At 71.3% G+C, this 17,123-nt stretch carries 13 protein-coding genes; 7 read left to right on the top strand and 6 right to left on the bottom strand.

Annotation, left to right across the window (positions count from 1 at the left end; all coding sequences use genetic code 11):
- Positions 1-103: 103 nt before the first annotated feature.
- Positions 104-577 carry a cupin domain-containing protein gene (locus tag WDW90_RS23440; RefSeq protein WP_336489869.1) on the bottom strand — a complete coding sequence of 158 codons (474 nt, stop codon included), beginning with the start codon at positions 575-577 and terminating at the stop codon, positions 104-106.
- 237 nt (positions 578-814) lie between these two features.
- Positions 815-2,401 (bottom strand): catalase, encoded by a 1,587-nt coding sequence (locus WDW90_RS23435; protein WP_336489868.1) that lies wholly within the window; start codon positions 2,399-2,401, stop codon positions 815-817.
- A 148-nt stretch (positions 2,402-2,549) separates the two neighbouring features.
- Between WDW90_RS23435 and WDW90_RS23430 the strand changes: the two genes are divergently transcribed.
- Genes WDW90_RS23430 through ilvA form a run of 4 tightly spaced genes read left to right on the top strand, consistent with a single transcriptional unit; the run spans position 2,550 to position 6,649 of the window.
- A complete protein-coding gene (locus tag WDW90_RS23430) occupies positions 2,550-3,548 on the top strand; it encodes a LysR substrate-binding domain-containing protein (RefSeq protein ID WP_336489867.1) in 999 nt (332 codons plus the stop codon).
- 53 nt (positions 3,549-3,601) lie between these two features.
- A complete protein-coding gene (locus tag WDW90_RS23425; protein WP_336489866.1) occupies positions 3,602-4,666 on the top strand; it encodes an AbrB family transcriptional regulator in 1,065 nt (354 codons plus the stop codon).
- A gap of 2 nt (positions 4,667-4,668) precedes the next feature.
- A complete protein-coding gene (locus tag WDW90_RS23420; protein ID WP_336489865.1) occupies positions 4,669-5,016 on the top strand; it encodes a diacylglycerol kinase in 348 nt (115 codons plus the stop codon).
- Entirely contained in the window at positions 4,991-6,649 is a 1,659-nt protein-coding gene (ilvA, locus tag WDW90_RS23415; RefSeq protein ID WP_431311108.1) for a threonine ammonia-lyase, biosynthetic, read from the top strand. The genes WDW90_RS23420 and ilvA overlap by 26 nt, the downstream gene beginning before the upstream one ends.
- A 6-nt stretch (positions 6,650-6,655) precedes the next feature.
- On the opposite strand, the gene WDW90_RS23410 is transcribed toward ilvA, so the two are convergent.
- The 3 genes from WDW90_RS23410 to WDW90_RS23400 form a co-directional block, all read right to left on the bottom strand.
- A complete protein-coding gene (locus tag WDW90_RS23410; RefSeq protein ID WP_336489864.1) occupies positions 6,656-7,315 on the bottom strand; it encodes an MgtC/SapB family protein in 660 nt (219 codons plus the stop codon).
- A 121-nt stretch (positions 7,316-7,436) separates the two neighbouring features.
- Positions 7,437-8,354 carry an EcsC family protein gene (locus WDW90_RS23405; protein WP_336489863.1) on the bottom strand — a complete coding sequence of 306 codons (918 nt, stop codon included), beginning with the start codon at positions 8,352-8,354 and terminating at the stop codon, positions 7,437-7,439.
- A 96-nt stretch (positions 8,355-8,450) separates the two neighbouring features.
- Complete coding sequence (locus WDW90_RS23400; RefSeq protein WP_336489862.1) at positions 8,451-9,791, bottom strand: AmpG family muropeptide MFS transporter; 1,341 nt, start codon at positions 9,789-9,791, stop codon at positions 8,451-8,453.
- Positions 9,792-10,066: 275 nt separating this feature from the next.
- Here WDW90_RS23400 and WDW90_RS23395 point away from each other — a divergent pair, with 275 nt between their 5' ends.
- Together WDW90_RS23395 and WDW90_RS23390 are read left to right on the top strand one after the other, a co-directional pair.
- Positions 10,067-11,161, top strand: a complete 1,095-nt coding sequence (locus tag WDW90_RS23395) for a PAS domain-containing protein (protein ID WP_336489861.1) — start codon at positions 10,067-10,069, stop codon at positions 11,159-11,161.
- A 56-nt stretch (positions 11,162-11,217) separates the two neighbouring features.
- Positions 11,218-11,646 carry a response regulator gene (locus WDW90_RS23390; protein ID WP_336489859.1) on the top strand — a complete coding sequence of 143 codons (429 nt, stop codon included), beginning with the start codon at positions 11,218-11,220 and terminating at the stop codon, positions 11,644-11,646.
- 216 nt (positions 11,647-11,862) lie between these two features.
- Here the strand turns inward: WDW90_RS23390 and mutS are convergent, their stop codons facing one another.
- Positions 11,863-14,508: a DNA mismatch repair protein MutS gene (gene mutS, locus WDW90_RS23385; protein WP_431311107.1), complete on the bottom strand. Its 2,646-nt coding sequence runs from the start codon at positions 14,506-14,508 to the stop codon at positions 11,863-11,865.
- Between the two features lie 275 nt (positions 14,509-14,783).
- Between mutS and WDW90_RS23380 the strand changes: the two genes are divergently transcribed.
- Positions 14,784-17,075 (top strand): NADP-dependent malic enzyme, encoded by a 2,292-nt coding sequence (locus WDW90_RS23380; protein WP_336489857.1) that lies wholly within the window; start codon positions 14,784-14,786, stop codon positions 17,073-17,075.
- Positions 17,076-17,123 lie beyond the last annotated feature (48 nt).

The raw sequence follows: 17,123 nt of genomic DNA, 5'->3' as shown, positions 1-17,123 counted from the left end.
GTCCGGGTCAGGCTGGAATGACAAGGCAGCTCTCCCAAAAAGCAGCCTTGAATCAGATCTCGCCTCGACCCGGTAGACCCAAATCTTAAATCCTCACCATAGCCTAGGCGATCTCGCTCCACCCGCCGAAGCCTTCCAGCGGCTCCTGGTCGTAGCGGCGCATCAGCCGCTCCATGGCGTCCTCGTCCGAGAGCCGGCCCTGCGCGGCGAGCTTGGCGAGCCCCTCGAAGAACCCTTCGCGGGCGAGCGCAGGCGTGAAGCTCAGGGTGAAGCGAACCGGCCGGTCGCCGCGGTTGGCGAAGGCGTGGGGCTGGCCGGGCGGGATCAGCACGAAATCCCCCGCCCCGGCATCGAGGTCACGCCCGTCGATGCGCAGCGACAGCGTGCCCTCGTGCACCTCGAAGGTCTCGGTGAGCACCGCGTGGCGGTGCAGCCCGGCGCCGGGCGAGTGCGGCGCGAGGCTCACGGCGTAGATGCCCATGGCGTCGTGCGTCGAGCGGCTGCGCGCGAGATAGGTCACGCGCATGCCACCGATCCGCACGCTCTCGCCCTCGCCCGCCCTCAGGATCTGGCTCATCGCGACCGCGCCCCTGCATCCTCTTGCGCCCTCGACGAGGCAACTCGGCATGGCGGGCGAGGTGCCCCAGGCCCAGGAAAAACCTCGTCCGTCCGAGACCGGCAGACCGCCAAAGCCCCGCCCGGTCGGAGACCGGCAGACCGCAAAAAACCCGCCCGGTCAGAGACCGGCAGACCGCAAAAAACCCGCCCGGTCAGAGACCGGGCGGGGCGAAGGTCGGCGAAGCGGCGGCGCCCGCTACTCGGCCGCAGCCTGATGGGCGTGGCCGCCCTCGGTGTAGGTTTCCGCCTGGAGACGCTTGTGCGGTGCGGCGCGGCCCGGCAGCGGCGGAAGGGCCTTGGCCTTCTCAAGGTCGATGCCCGCGCCCTCCGCAACGCGGCGGCCGTAATCCTCGTCCGCGTGCCAGAAGTGCCAGACCATCCGCAGCTGGATCGGCTCGGGGCACTCCTTCATGTCGGCCACGAGATTGGCGATCAGATCCTCGCGCTCCCAATCCTCGAAGGAGCGGTAGCGGTTGCCGGCCTGCGTGTAGTCGTCCTCGGTGCGGCTCGTCTGGTAACGGCCGAGGTTGCCCTCAACCGGCTGATGGTACTCCTTGCGCTTCGGCGCCTCACGGAGTCCCTCGCCGATCGTCGACGGCTCGTAGTTGATGTGCCGGTTCTCGCCGCGGGCGTCGACCGTGTAGGTCATCTGCCCGTCGCGCTGGTTCGAGTAGACCTTCACGCCTGCTTGAGGCGCGTTGATCGGCAACTGCAGGTAGTTCGCGCCGACGCGGTAGCGCTGCGTGTCCGAGTAGGACAGGGTCCGACCCTGCAGCATCTTGTCGTCCGAGAAGTCGATGCCGTCGACGAGGACGCCCGTGCCGAAGGCCGACTGCTCGACATCGGCGAAGAAGTTGTCCGGCACCCGGTCGAGCACCATCCGGCCGCACTTCAGGAGCGGGAACTGGTCCTCGGGCCAGCGCTTCGTGTCATCGAGCGGGTCGAACGAGAGATGGTCGTTCGGGCCGTCGGGCATGATCTGCACGGCGAATTCCCATTCGGGGAAATTGCCGGCCGCGATGTTGTCGTAGAGATCCTGCGTGGCGTGGCCGACATTCTTGGCCTGGATCGCCTCGGCCTCGCCCGAGGTGAGGTTGCGGACGCCCTGCTTCGGGATCCAGTGGAACTTGCACAGCACCGCCTCGCCCTGGTCGTTGACGAGCTTGTAGGTGTTGACGCCCGAGCCCTCCATCTCGCGGTAATTCGCCGGGATGCCCCAGGGCGACTTCAGCCACGTCACCATGTGGATCGATTCCGGGTGCGCGGCGACGAAGTCGAAGAAGCGCCAGGCCTCCTGCCGGTTCGTCACCGGGTCGGGCTTGAAGGCGTGGATCATGTCGGGGAACTTGATCGCATCGCGGATGAAGAACACCTTGAGGTTGTTGCCCACGAGGTCCCAATTGCCGTCGACGGTCTTGAACTTGACCGCAAAGCCGCGCGGATCCCGGGCCGTCTCCGGGCTCTCCTTGGCGCCGGCCACCGTGGAGAAGCGCACGAACATCGGCGTCTTCACGCCGGTCTCGTTCAGGACGCGGGCGCGGGTGTACTTGGAGGCCGGCTCATCGCCGATCTTGCCGTAGGCCTCGAAGTAGCCGTGCGCGCCGGCGCCGCGGGCATGAACCACGCGCTCCGGGATCCGCTCGCGGTCGAAATGGGTGATCTTCTCGATGAACTGGTAGTTCTCAAGCGTCGCCGGACCCCGCTCGCCGACCGTGCGCAGGCTCTGGTTGTCTCGGACCGGATGGCCCTGCCGGGTCGTCAGAATGGGACGTTGATCGCTCATGCGCTGCGCCTCTCTGGATGTGTGGTGGGGAACGCCCTGATGCGCGGATCGACGCGGGCGAGCCTGGAACCGTTCTGGACAGCCGTTATGACCCCCTCGTGACTCATTGGCAAATGCATCGTCGCAAAGATTATGATAGATGCAGCCTATGAACGTTGCGGGTCTCTCCCTTCGCGACCTCGGGTACGTGGTCGCCATCGCCGACGAGAACCATTTCGGCCGCGCCGCGGATCGCTGCAACGTGAGCCAGCCGACCCTGAGCGTGCAGGTGCGCAAGCTGGAGGAGGCGCTCGGCATCGTCCTGTTCGAGCGCTCGAACCGGCGCGTCCTGCTGACGCCGGCCGGCCAGATCATCGTGCGGCAGGCCCGTGCCGTGCTGGCCGAGGCGCAGCGCCTCCTGGCGCTGGCGAGCGAGGGCCGCGGCGCCCCGCTGACCGGGCGGCTCGTGCTGGCGGCCATCCAGACGCTCGGGCCCTACCTGTTCCCGCTCGTGCTGCGCGCCCTGCGCCAGGACTTCCCGCTCCTGTCGCTGGCGCTCAGCGAGGCGCGCACCGCCGAGATCCTGGAGGGCCTGCGCGACGGGCGCATCGACGCGGCGCTCGTGTCCCTGCCGCTGTCCGCGTCGGGCCTCGCGATCTCGCCGCTCTTCGTCGAGCCCTTCTGGCTCGCCTGTCCGGCCGATCACGCCCTCGCCCAGGGTGGCGCCCTGCGGGCGACCGACATCGCCGGCCCGGACCTCCTGCTCCTCGACGAGGGCAATTGCCTGCGCGACCAGGCGGTAGCGGCCTGCGGGGCCGGGAGCTCGGCCGGGCGGCACGCCACCAGCCTCGAGACCCTGCGCTCGATGGTGGCGGCGGGGGCCGGCTACACGCTGCTGCCGGCGCTCGCCGTGCCGGCCGGGCCCGATCCGAGCGGGCTCATCGTGACGCGCGGCTTCGATGCGGACGGCCCGGGCCGCACCATCGCGCTGGCCTGGCGCTCGAGCGACCCGCGCGCGGCGGGCCTCGAGCATCTCGCCGCCTTCTTCCGCGCGCATGCGCCGGCCGGCACAGCCGCCTGCCGGATCGCGGACGTTGGCGAGGGTTGTCCGAACCCGCAGGGCAGCCAACCGCCGGGACGCCGTGACAGCGTGGCCGATCCGGTGTAGCGCCACCTGACGACGCGGCGCCGGCGGCCCGCGCGGCACCACGACGGATCCCCTTGCCCGACCGCAAGACCATCGGCCTCTGGGCGGCTCTCCTCGTCGCCTCGGGCATCCTCGCCTTCGGCCTCACGCTGGCGCATTTTCCGGCGGCGCTCCTGCTCGGCCCGATGCTCGCCGCGATCGCCTTCGGGGTGCAGGGCGCCGGCCTGCGCATCCCGAAGCCCGGCTTCCAGGGCGCGCAGGCCCTGATCGGCTGCCTCGTCGCCCACGCGATCACGGCGGAGATCGCCGGCACGATCCTCGACGACGGTATCCTGATCCTGCTCGTCGTGCTCGTCACCGTGCTGGCGGGGGCGATCGTCGGCTACGTGCTGACGCGCCTGCGCGTGCTCCCTGGCACGACGGCGGCCTGGGGCTCCTCGCCGGGCGGGGCTGCCGCCATGGTGGCGATGGCCGAGGAATACGGCTCCGATCCCCGCCTCGTCGCCTTCATGCAATACGTGCGGGTTGCCACCGTGGTGCTGTCCGCCTCTCTCGTGGCCCGGTTCCTCACCGACGCCTCCGCGGTCAGCGCCGGCAGCATGCCCGCCCAGGCGATGGCGCCGCTCTCGGTCGTGGCAACCCTCGCGGTGGCGATCCTCGGCGCCGGTGTCGCGCTCGCGCTCCGCCTTCCGGCCGGTGCCCTGATCGGACCGATGATCCTCGGATCGGGCCTTCACGCGACCGGGATCGCCAGCATCGCGCTGCCGGTGCCGCTGCTCGAGGCGGCCTACGCGGTGATTGGCTGGTATGTCGGCCTGCGCTTCACCCGCGAGACCCTGCGGGAGACGATCCACGCCCTGCCGGGCATCTTCGCGGCGACGCTCGCCGTCATCCTGCTCTGCGCGGGCTGGGCCTTCGGGCTGACGCATCTCCTGGCGATCGACTTCCTCACGGCGTTCCTGGCGACGAGCCCCGGCGGCCTCGATTCCGTGGCGATCATCGCGGTGGGATCGAAGGCCGACGTCTCCTTCGTCCTGGCCGTGCAGACCCTGCGCCTGTTCGTGGTGCTGATCACCGGGCCCGTCCTCGCCAAGTGGATCGCGCGGGCCGCGCCCGGTGACACCGAGGCCGGGCCCTGAGCATGGACACCCTGATCCTCGCCTTCCTGAATTCCTGGCGCGGCCTCCTGCACGGAGCTCGGACCGAGCGTGCGGTGCGCCAGGAACTCGCCCTCCTCGCCCTCGGCGTGCCGGTGGCGCTGGTCCTGGGTTCCGGCCTGTGGGTGCGCGTGGCGCTCGTCGCGAGCCTGCTCCTGATGCTGGCGGCCGAGTTCCTCAACACGGCGATCGAGAAGCTCTGCGACCATCTCCATCCGGATCGCCACCCGAGCATCGGCACCGTCAAGGATCTCGCCTCGGCCGGCGCCTTCCTGGCCCAGGCCGTCGCGGCGCTGGTGTGGATCGCTGCGCTCGTCGAGCGGCTGTCCTGAGGCGCGGGGCCGCCGGCCCGCCGCTCGCATTGTCGGTCACGAAGGTCTATCTCGGGGCGAAGGCCCCATCCCGGCATCCGCGAAAGAATCGTCCCGGCCCGTGACCGACTATATCCGCAAGATCCTCACCGCCCGCGTCTACGACGTGGCGATCGAGAGCCCGCTCGACCCGATGCCGCGTCTCTCGGCGCGCTACGCGCGACCGATTCTCCTCAAGCGCGAGGATCTGCAGCCCGTCTTCTCGTTCAAGCTGCGCGGGGCCTACAACAAGATGTCGGGGCTCGACGCGGACCAGCTCGCCCGCGGGGTCATCTGCGCCTCGGCCGGCAACCACGCGCAGGGCGTGGCCCTGTCGGCCGCCAAGCTCGACGTGCGGGCCGTCATCGTGATGCCGCGCACGACGCCCGCCATCAAGGTCGATGCCTGCCGGGCGCGCGGGGCCGAGGTCGTGCTGCACGGCGACACCTTCGACGAGGCCTTGGCCGAGGCGCGCCGCCGCGAGGCCGAGGAGGGCCTGACCTTCCTGCACCCCTTTGACGATCCCGACGTGATCGCCGGCCAGGGCACGATCGGCATGGAGATCCTGCACCAGCACACGGGTCCGATCGAGGCGATCTTCGTGCCCGTCGGCGGCGGCGGCCTGGCCGCGGGCGTCGCGACCTTCGTCAAGTACCTGCGCCCCGAGACCCGGGTCATCGGCGTCGAGCCGGACGATGCGGCCTGCATGGCGGCGGCGCTCGCGACCGGCGAGCCGACGACGCTCGACAGCGTCGGCCTGTTCGCCGACGGCGTCGCGGTGCGCCGCGCGGGCGACGAGACCTTCCGGCTCTGCCGCGAGAGCCTCGACGAGGTGATCACCGTCGACACCGACGCCATGTGCGCGGCCGTGAAGGACGTGTTCGACGACACACGCGCGGTCTCGGAGCCCTCGGGGGCGCTGGCGCTGGCGGGCGCCAAGCTCTACGCCGAGCGCGAGGGGGGCGCCGGCACGCTGGTGGCGATCTCGAGCGGCGCCAATCTCAATTTCGACCGCCTGCGACACATCGCGGAACGGGCCGAGATCGGCGAGCAGCGCGAGGTGCTGTTCGGCGTCACGATCCCCGAGCGCGCCGGGGCCTACCGGGCCTTCATCGGCACGCTGGGTCCGCGCGCCATCACGGAGTTCAACTACCGCTACGCGAAGGATGCCGAGGCGCAGATCTTCGTCGGCGTGAACCTCGCGGGCGGCTTGGCCGAGAAGCGGGCGCTCGTCGCGTCGCTGCGCGAGGGCGGCTACCGCGTCCTCGACATGAGCGACAACGAGATGGCCAAGGTCCACATCCGCTACATGGTGGGCGGGCGCGCCACGGGCCTGACGAACGAGCGCCTCTATCGGTTCCAGTTCCCGGAGCGACCGGGCGCCCTGATGCGCTTCCTCGACGGGCTCGGCGAGGATTTCAACATCACGCTGTTCCACTACCGCAACCACGGCGCCGATTACGGCCGGGTGCTGGCGGGCATCACGGTGCCGGAATCCGAGCGCGCCCGCTTTCACGCGGTCGTGGCCGAGCTCGGCTACCCCTGCACGGACGAGACGGAAAACCCGGCCTACCGCCTCTTCCTCGACAACGGCGCGCCGGAGGCGACGGCCTGACGCCGCTCAGCCTTCCTCGATCTCGATGCTCTCGACGCCGGGGCGGGTGCGCAATCGGCCGGCGATCTCGCTGAGCTGGCCGGCGGGCAGGCGCGCGAAGGCGATGCGGATGTCCTCCCGGCCCTCTTGCGGGCCCGGCTGCACCACGAACTGCTTGATGCGCGACAGCGGCTGCCCGCTCGCCTCCTGCACCGTGTCGAGGGTCAGGCAGCCGGCCTGCGCGCTGACCCGGAGCACGCGGCTCTGCGCGCGGTCGCGCCAGCGCTCCTCGATGGGCTTCATGCCGGCCAGGATCGCGAACACGATCGCGGTCGCGGCGAGCGCCGGGACGTAGAGGCCGCCGCCGCTCGCGAGCCCGATCGCCGCCACCGCCCAGAGGCTCGCCGCGGTGGTGAGCCCGCGCACCACTTCGCCCCGCAGCAGGATGGTGCCGGCGCCGAGGAAGCCGATCCCCGAGACCACCTGCGCGGCGACGCGCGAGGGGTCGAGCACCACGTGGTCGTGCGCGACGACATCGGCGAAGCCGAAGCTCGACACCAGCATGAACAGGCAGGCGCCGACGCAGACCAGCATGTGCGTCCGCAGTCCCGCCGCCCATAGCAGCCGCTCCCGCTCGAGCCCGATGATGCTGCCGAGCACGGCCGCGAGGGCGAGCCGTCCGATCATCTCCGCATTGCCGAGCAGGGCGCGCCTCCGATCCGATGCGACGGGCCGCCGGCCCGCGGATGCTTTGCCGGCAGATCAGTGCGGAACAGCCTGCCGAAATCAACCCGCCGGCGGGCGCCGGTCAGGCGGCCGCGAGGGCCGCCTTCTCGATCTCGTAGGCGGCGCGCACCGTCGGCTTGCCGTAGACCCGCTCCAGGCGCCGGACCGTGAAATGGGCGCGGGCCGTCGACTGGAAATGGTCCATGAAAGCGGCGTTGATGGCCGCCCCTCCGACCGCGCCGAGGATCGGCACCGCCTGCGCGGCGACCTTCTGGGAGACCACGATCCCGAACCTTGCCGCGATCTGGGCCGAGAATCGCAGGAGCGCGGGCGCCGCCTCGTCCATCAGCGCGCGGCTGCCGGCGTAGCGCGCGGCCTCCGCCATGGTCTTGGCGAGCGCGGCCCGCACCGCGAAGTAGCCGCTGTCGACGAGGCCCGCCTCGCCGCCGCGTCCGCCGAGCGCGAAGACCTGCACGCAGGCGAGGGCGCCCTCGGGCGTCTCGATGTCCTCGCCCTCCTGGCGGGCGATCTCGGCGATCGAGCGAAGCATCAGGGTCGTGGAGACGGGAAGCTCGACCGCGAGCGTCGCGAGCCCGAAGGCTCCGCCCACGGCTCCCGACGCTGCCGCGAGCGCCTTGTGGGTGCGGTCGCTCGATCCGAGCAGGCGTGCGAGCGGATGCTCCCGGCGCCGGGTCAGCGGCTCCACCGCCGTCCCCGGCGCGGCGTCCTTCCTGGGAAGCGTCCTGAGCGCGACCCGCAGGGCGGCGCGCATCGCCGTCTCGGTGGTGCGGGCGACCGCGTCGGTCACGGGGGCCGGCAGCGAGCGGCCGATCATGTCGAGGGGCGCGCCGGCGGCCGCCGAGAGGCGCGCGGCGAGGCCCGGCTGCTCCAGGGCGCGGACGGCCCGCCGGAGAGCGGCCAGGTCCTCGTCGCTGAGCGCGCGCGCCTCGGCGCCGGTGGGTGCCGGCAGGGTCTCGCCGGCGAGGGTGATGTCGCTCACGTCTGAGGTCCCTTGCTGGTTCTCGCGCCGGTCCGCCGCGTGCCGGGGCGATCGGTCAAGGCAAGCGTCAGGGCGCGGACTTGGTTCCTTCGGCGCTCATGCCTTGGCGGCAATCGCCTCCTCCTCGGGCGGCAGCGCGGCCTCGGCCTCGGGCTCGGTCGCACCCTCGCGCAGGGCGATCAGCACGAGGCAGAGGAGCGCCACCGGGATGCCGATGGCGGCGGAGGCGGCGAAGAATTTTGGGTAGCCGAGTGCGTCGACCATGTAGCCCGAGAAGCCGCCGACGAACTTGCCCGGCAGCGCGTAGAGCGAGGACAGCAGCGCGTATTGCGTCGCCACGAAGGCCGGCGCGGTGAGGCTCGACATGTAGGCGATCAGCGCCGTGCCCGCGAAGTTGCCCGCGAAATTGTCGATCGAGATGCTGGCGATGAACAGCGCCGTGTCGTGCCCGCTCAGGGCGAGCCAGGAGAACATCAGGTTCGAGGCCGCCGCCGCGATGCCGCCGAACAGGAGCGAGGCCTGCAGCCCGAAGCGGATCACCGCGTAGCCGCCCGCGAGCGCGCCCGCCACGCCGACGATCACGCCGTAGATCTTGGTGACGTTGGCGATCTCGGTGAGCGTGAAGCCCTGCTCGATGTAGAAGGGCTGCGCCATCACGCCCGAGATGATGTCGGGCAGGCGGTAGAGCATGATCAGCGACAGGATCAGGACGAGCCGCATTCCCTTGCGCCGCACGAGGTCGCCGAAAGGCTCGACCACCGCGATCTGGAGCGTGCGCCCGACCGAGCGATGCTCGTCGGGCACCGGCGCCGGATCCTGGCGGGGGGCAAACAGCGTCGCGATGAATCCGGTGAGCATCAGCAGGGCCATCGCCCCGTAGGCGAGCGACCAGCCGGCCCCTTGCGCGATGTAGAGGGCGCCCGCCCCCGCGAAGGCACGGGCCACCGCGTAGCCGAGCTGGTAGGCGGCGAGCATCACGCCCTGACGCTCGGTCGGGGCGGCGTCGATGCGCCAGCTGTCGACGACGATGTCCTGCGTCGCGGAGGCGAAGGCCGTGACGAGGGCGCAGATCACCATGAAGCTCAAGGACGCGGCCGGGTCGCCCTGGCTCATGCCAATGAGGCCGGCGGCCACCGCGAGCTGCGAGAGCAGCATCCAGGCCCGCCGCCGCCCGAGCCATCGCGCCAGGACCGGCAGGTCGAGCCGGTCGATCACCGGCGCCCAGACGAACTTCAGCGAGTACGCGAAGGAGACGTAGGAGAGGAGGCCGATGCTGGTGCGCTGGATCCCGGCGGTGGCGAGCCAAGCCGAGAGCGTCGAGAATACGAGCAGGATCGGCAGGCCGCAGGCGAAGCCTAGCGCCAGCATCAGGGCGATGCGCGAATCCTCGACGACATCGCGCATCCGGAGCTTCGTGTGCGAAGCTTTGGCGGGCATGAATGGAACTCCTCGGGCTCGCGCGCCTTGTTCCGCAAAAATCGTGGCAGCCTTGCGCCCTCGGACCGAATCATCGGCTGCGGGCCGTGGCGGACAGGCCGTGGGGGATGATGGTCGACGATTTCTTAACACGCTGCGCCCAATTTCGCGGTGGACAGGCCGTCCGGGCGCGGAACCGCGACCGAGGTGGCCGGTTCGCACCCGGCGGCCTTCGCGTGCGTCGCCCGGCGGGACGCGTTGCGGGTTGCGGGGAGTTCTGAAGTGCGGTCGGCGGCATGACGGACGACGACAGACGCGCAGCGCGGGGCGCCGGCCTCGGTGAGGGCACCTTCGCCGCGGCCTTCGGGGCGAGCCCGACGCCGATGGTCGTCACGGACGCGCGCCGGCACGACAACCCGATCGTCTGGGTCAACGATGCCTTCGTGCGTCTGACCGGCTACGGGCGGGACGACCTCTACGGCCGGAACTGCCGCATGCTCCAGGGCCGCGCCACCGATCCCGGCGAGGTGCGCCGCATGGGCGCGGCGATCGGGGCCGCCGAGCCGATCGAGTGCGAGGTGTTCAACTACCGCAAGGACGGCACGCCGTTCTGGAACGCCATGACGATCTGCCCGGTGCGCGATGCGTCGGGCGAGGTCGCCTTCTTCTTCGCGGCCCAGGCCGACATGACGGACAAGCGCCGCATGGAGCAGGCGATCCGGGGCACAAACGACGAGCTCGAGCGTCAGGTCGACGCGCGCACCGCCGATCTGCAGGCGGCCCTGGAGCAGAAGACGGCCCTGCTCCACGAGGTCGATCACCGGGTCAAGAACAACCTTCAGGTGATCTCCTCGCTGATGCTGCTCAAGGCGCGGCGCACGCCGGAGGGCGAGGCGCGGGAGGCGCTTCAGGGGATGGCCGAGCGGATCGGCGCCCTGTCGACCGCCCACCGCATGCTCTACTCGGCCGGCGACGTCACGCGGTTCAACCTGCGCGATTTTGCGGCCGATTTCCTGGCCGACCTCACGGCCGGGATCGACACCGAGCGGACCACCGTACAGGCTGAGGTCGACTCGATCGCGGTCTCGGCCGCGATGGCGGCACCGCTCGCCCTGATGATGCACGAGCTCGCCACCAACGCGGTGCGCCACGCCTTCCCGGACGGCCGGGCCGGACGCGTCTGCATCGCGGCGCATCGCGACGATGGCGGCCTGCGGCTCCTGATCGAGGATGACGGAATCGGCCTGCCCGCAGGCGCCGGGAACCCGGCCGGGTTCGGGCGCAACCTCGTCGAGATGGTGGTGCGGCAGTTGCGCGGCACCATCGCGTGGCAGCCGGCGGCCCCGGGCACCCGGGTCGAGATCAGCATTCCGCTCGATCGCGCGGAGTGAGGCGGTCTGGCAGCGTGTTGAACGAGGCGCCGGACGAACAGACCCGGGGAGGAGCCATGACGGTCGAATCCGCTTTGCGCATCCTCGTGGTGGAAGACGAGGCCCTGATCGCCCTCGAACTCGAATATCTCCTCGACGATCTCGGTCACGTCACGGTCGGCGTCGCCGCGAGCTCGTCCGAAGCGATCGCGCTCGGGGCCTCGACGGCGCCGGACGTGGCGCTGGTCGACATCCACCTCGTCGACGGCCCGACCGGCGTCGAGGTGGCACGGGCGCTCAGCGCCGACCCGCGCACCACGGTGCTGTTCATGACGGCCAACAGCAAGCGCATTCCCGATGATTTCGCGGGCGCGCTGGGGGTGATCGCCAAGCCCTATTCCGAGCGCGTGGTGGCGACCGCCCTCGCCTACGTCGCCGAGTGCCGGGCCGGCCGCAGGCCGATCTTTGACGCGCCGGACGGATTCAGCCTGGCGCCGTCGCATTGACCGGCGGGCGTCGCTCGGATGCGCCGTCCCCTCGCTTGCGTTCGGGAAAGGGGACCCGCGCCCGGACGATCACTTCTCGAAACCTGCACCGATCCTCTCGCGTGAACGGGCGAGCCCGCGCGGGAGAACCCGCGCGGGAGAAGCGGCCTTCCGCGTCTCGCCTCGGAATCGTCGTTCGCGTCGCGGACTCCCGGACGAGCGCGCGCCGTCCGGGCCTCACGCCTTCGCGGCCCGCTCGCGCTTGAGCCGGTAGAGGGCGTCGAGCGCCTCGCGCGGCGTCATCGCGTCGGGATCGATCGCGTCGAGAAGCAGGCCGAGCGCGTCGTCGGCGGGGGCCGGCTCCGGCGGGGGCGGCGGCGCGAGGCTCGCGAAGAGCGGCAGGTCGTCGATCCTCGGGCGGACGGGCCGGTCGCGGTCGGCCCTCTCCAGTCCCTTCAGGATCGCGCCCGCCCGCGCGATCACGGCGGAGGGAAGACCGGCGAGGCGGGCCACCTGCAAGCCGTAGGAGCGCTCGGCCACGCCCGGCACCACCTCGTGCAGGAACACAACCTGTCCCCGATGCTCGGCCACCTTCAGGGTCGCGTTGTCGAGGCGCGCGAGGCGCTGGCTCAGGGCCGTCAGCTCGTGGAAATGGGTGGCGAACAGCGCCCGGCAGGCATTCGCCTCGTGGAGCTGCTCCAGGCAGGCCCAGGCGATCGAGAGCCCGTCGAAGGTCGCGGTGCCGCGGCCGATCTCGTCAAGGATCACGAGGGAGCGGCGCGTGGCCTGATTGAGGATGGCGGCGGTCTCCACCATCTCGACCATGAAGGTCGATTGCCCGCGCGCGAGGTCGTCCGCAGCGCCGACCCGCGAGAACAGCCGGTCGACGAGGCCGATCCGGGCCGCGGCCGCCGGCACGAAGGCGCCCATCTGGGCGAGCACCGCGATCAGCGCGTTCTGGCGCAGGAACGTCGACTTGCCCCCCATGTTCGGGCCGGTGACGAGCCGGATGCGGCCGCGCCCCTCGCCCGACAGGTCGCAATCGTTGGCGATGAAGGGCTCGCCGGTCCGCCGCAGCGCCGCCTCGACGACGGGATGGCGCCCGCCCTCCACCGCGAAGGCGAGGCTGTCGTCGACGCGCGGGCGCGTCCAGCTCAGCTCCACCGCGAGCTCCGCGTGGCTTGCCGAGACGTCGAGCCCGGCCAGCGCCTCGGCGACGTCCGCGATCGCCGGGGCCTCCGCCAGCACCCGCGCCGCGAGATCGTCGAACACGGTCGCCTCGAGCGCGAGCGCGCGCTCGGAGGCGCCCGCGATCCTCGCCTCCAGCTCGCCGAGCTCCACGCTCGTGAAGCGCATGGCGTCGACCATGGTCTGACGGTGGACGAAGTCGCGCATCAGGCCCTTCAGGCAGGCCTCTCCGACCGCCTGGGGCACCTCGATGTAGTAGCCCAGCACGTTGTTATGCTTGATCCGCAGCGTGCGGCAGCCGCTCTCCTCGGCGTAGCGGGCCTGCAGGGCCGCGATGACCTTGCGCGAATCCTGGCCGAGAAGGCGCGCCTCGTCGATCTCCGGCTGGTAGCCGGCGCGCACGAAGCCGCCGTCGCGCCGGCTCAGGGGAAGCTCGTCACCGAGCGCCGATCGCAGCCGCCCGACGAGGTCGCGATCGGCGCCCGCGAGATGCCCGGCAAGCTCGCCGAGCCGCGCCGGCAACGCCTCGGCCTCCGCCATGAGGCCCGCGATGGCGCCGGCCGCGTCGAGCCCGTCGCGGATCGCCGCGAGATCGCGCGGGCCGCCGCGCCCGAGCCCGAGGCGCGAGAGCGCACGGGCGAGGTCGGGGGCGCGGGCGAGCGCCTCGCGCAGGGCGCGGCGGAGCGCGCGGTCCTCGGCGAGGAACGCCACCGCCTCGTGGCGCCGGGCGATCGCCTCGAGGTCCATCAGCGGTCCGGCCAGGTGCTCGGCGAGCAGCCGCGCCCCGCTCGCCGAGACCGTGCGGTCGATGGCGTCGAGCAGGCTCCCGGCGCGGGCGCCCGAGAGCGTCCGCGTGAGTTCGAGATTGGCGCGCGTCGCCGCGTCGATGCTGAGCGTCGCCCCGCCTGCCTCGCGCGTCGGCGGGTTGAGGGGCGGCCGGGCGCCGATCTGCGTGCGCTCGATGTAGAGGAGCGCCGCGCCGGCCGCCGCGATCTCGGCCCGCGAGAAGCTGCCGAACCCCTCGAGCGTCGCGACGCCGAACTGCTCCCGGATACGGCGCTCGGCGGCGTGCGGCTCGAGCTCGCCCTGGCCGAGCGGCGTCACCGGCACCGCGAGGTCGGCCCAGAGCCGCGCCAGGGCCGGATCGGCGTGGATCGCCTCGGAGAGGACGATCTCGCGCGGGTCGTGGCGCGCGATGGCGCCGGCGAGCTCGGCGCCGCCTACCTCGCTCAAGGAGAAGCGCCCGGTCGAGATGTCGACCGCCGCGAGGCCGTAGGCGTGGGCGGTCTCCGAGACCTTGCGGCGGCCGAGCGCCAGCAGCAGGTTCGCGCGGCCCGGATCGAGCAGGCGGTCCTCCGTGATCGTGCCCGGCGTGACGAGACGCACCACCGCGCGGCGCACCACCGATTTCGGGCCGCGGCGCTTGGCCTCGGCCGGATCCTCGGTCTGCTCGCAGACCGCGACCCGGTGCCCGAGCGCGATCAGGCGGTTCAGGTAATCGTCGGCCCGCTCCACGGGTACGCCGCACATGGCGATGTCGGCGCCCGCATGCTTGCCGCGCTTCGTCAGCACGATGCCGAGCGCCCGCGACGCGATCTCGGCGTCCTGGAAGAACAGCTCGTAGAAATCCCCCATCCGGTAGAACAGGAGGCTGTCCGGATTGGCCGCTTTGATCTCGATATACTGCGCCATCATGGGCGTGGCGCCGGCAGGGTCGAGCGCCGGCGAGCTCACGCTCTCCTCCTGCGTCGCGGGACGGGTCTTCGCGATCGAGCGGGCTGCGGCGTGGGGCATGCCGGCTTCATAGCAGAGCCGCGCGGCCGAATCAGGCCGAGGTCCGGCCTTAGGTTGGGGAGAAGGCCCAGTCGACGGTGGCGCCGACCTGTAACCCGGGCGAGCGTCCGGGCCCGCGCGCAGGCTTGTGTGCTTTGCGCACGATCGATAGGCGCCCTCACCCAGAGGAGGAGCCCATGACCGAGAAGACCGCGCCCCGCCGCGCCAAGCGCCCGACCTTCACGGACGAGGAGGCCCTGCAGTTCCACGCGCACGGGCGTCCCGGCAAGCTCGAAGTGGTGGCCACGAAGCCGATGGCGACGCAGCGCGACCTCTCGCTCGCCTACTCGCCGGGCGTCGCCGTGCCGGTGCTCGCCATCGCGGAGGATCCGGCGACGGCCTACGACTACACGGCCAAGGGCAACCTCGTGGCGGTGATCTCGAACGGCACCGCGATCCTCGGCCTCGGCAACCGAGGCGCCCTCGCCTCGAAGCCCGTGATGGAGGGCAAGGCGGTGCTGTTCAAGCGCTTCGCCGACATCGATTCCTTCGACCTCGAGGTCGGCACGGAGGATCCGGAGGCCTTCATCAACTGCGTGCGCTATCTCGGGCCGACCTTCGGGGGCATCAACCTGGAGGACATCAAGGCGCCCGAGTGCTTCATCATCGAGGACCGGCTGCGGGAATTGATGGACATCCCGGTCTTCCACGACGACCAGCACGGCACCGCCATCATCGCCACGGCGGGCCTCATCAACGCGCTGCACCTCACGGGTCGCGACATCGCGACCGCCAGGCTCGTGGTGAACGGCGCGGGCGCGGCCGGGATCGCCTGCATCGAGCTTCTCAAGGCGATGGGCTTCGGGCCGGGCAACGTCATCCTGTGCGACACCAAGGGCGTCGTCCACGAGGGGCGCAGCGAGGGCATGAACCAGTGGAAGTCGGCGCATGCGGTGCGCACGACCAAGCGCACGCTGGCCGAGGCGATGGAGGGCGCCGACATCGTCTACGGTCTGTCCGTGAAGGGCGCCTTCTCGGCCGAGATGATCCGCTCGATGGCCCCGAACCCGATCATCTTCGCGATGGCCAACCCCGATCCCGAGATCACCGTCGAGGAGGTGGGCCAGATCCGCAGCGACGCGATCGTGGCGACCGGCCGCTCGGACTATCCGAACCAGGTCAACAACGTGCTCGGCTTCCCCTACATCTTCCGGGGCGCCCTCGACGTGCAGGCCACCACGATCAACATGGAGATGAAGATCGCGGCGGTGCGGGCGCTGGCCGAGCTCGCCCGCGAGGACGTGCCCGACGAGGTCGCGGCCGCCTACCAGGGCGAGCGGCCCCGTTTCGGCCGCGACTACATCATCCCGGTCCCGTTCGACCCGCGCCTGATCCACACGGTGCCGCCGGCGGTGGCCAGGGCCGCCATGGAGACGGGCGTCGCCCGCAAGCCCATCGACGACATGGCCGCCTACCGCGACCGCCTCTCGGCCCGGCGCGACCCCGTCGCCGGCATCCTCAACCGCGTGTTCGAGGATGTGCGCCGGGCCCCGAAGCGCGTCGTCTTCGCCGAGGGCGAGGAGGAGCTCGTCATCCGCGCTGCCGTGAGCTTCGCCAACCAGGGCCTCGGCACGGCGATCCTGGTCGGGCGCGAGGATCGCGTGGAGGCGAACGCCGCCGCCATGGGCATCGACCTGTCGCGGCGCGACAACATCGAGGTCCACAACGCGGCGCTCTCGAAGCGGAACGCCGAGTACGCGCAGTCGCTCTACGCCCGCATGCAGCGGCACGGCTACCTGTTCCGGGACTGCCAGCGCCTGATCAACCAGGACCGCAACGCCTTCGCGGCCACCATGGTGGCGCTCGGCGACGCCGACGCCATGGTGACGGGCGTCACCCGCAACTACTCGATCGCGCTCGATGACGTGCGCCGCGTCATCGACGCCAAGCCCGGCCACCGGGTCATCGGCCTCTCGGTCTGCGTGGCGCGCGGGCGCACCGTGCTCGTCGCCGACACCGCCATCACCGAGATGCCCTCGGCTGAGGCGCTCGCCGAGATCGCAGTCGAGGCCGCGGGCGCCGCGCGCCGTCTCGGCACCGAGCCGCGTGTCGCGCTCCTGTCCTTCTCGACCTTCGGCCACCCGCGCGGCGAGCGCATGGAGAAGGTGCGCGAGGCCGTGCGCATCCTCGACGGGATGGGGCTCGATTTCGTCTACGAGGGCGAGATGGCAGCCGATGTCGCCCTCGACCGGGAGGTGATGGCGCAGTACCCGTTCAGCCGCCTGAAGGAGCCCGCCAATGTCCTCGTGATGCCGGCGTTCCACTCGGCCTCGATCTCGACCAAGATGCTGCAGGAGCTCGGCGGCGCCATGGTGCTCGGCCCGCTCCTGATCGGCCTCGACAAGGCGGTGCAGATCGCGCCGCTCGGCGCCACGGATGCAGACCTCGTCAACATGGCGGCGCTCGCGGCCTTCGACATCGGGGGGTGAGCGAGGTTGCGCGAAGGGGCCGGCGCGGCGCACCGGCCCCTCGGCAGA

Origin of the sequence: Methylobacterium nigriterrae (genome assembly GCF_037106235.1) — a bacterium.
GTDB classification, from domain to species: Bacteria; Pseudomonadota; Alphaproteobacteria; order Rhizobiales; family Beijerinckiaceae; genus Methylobacterium; species Methylobacterium nigriterrae.
The sequence above is the reverse complement of the archived record's forward strand: the minus strand, read 5'-3'. Positions and strand labels throughout refer to the sequence as shown.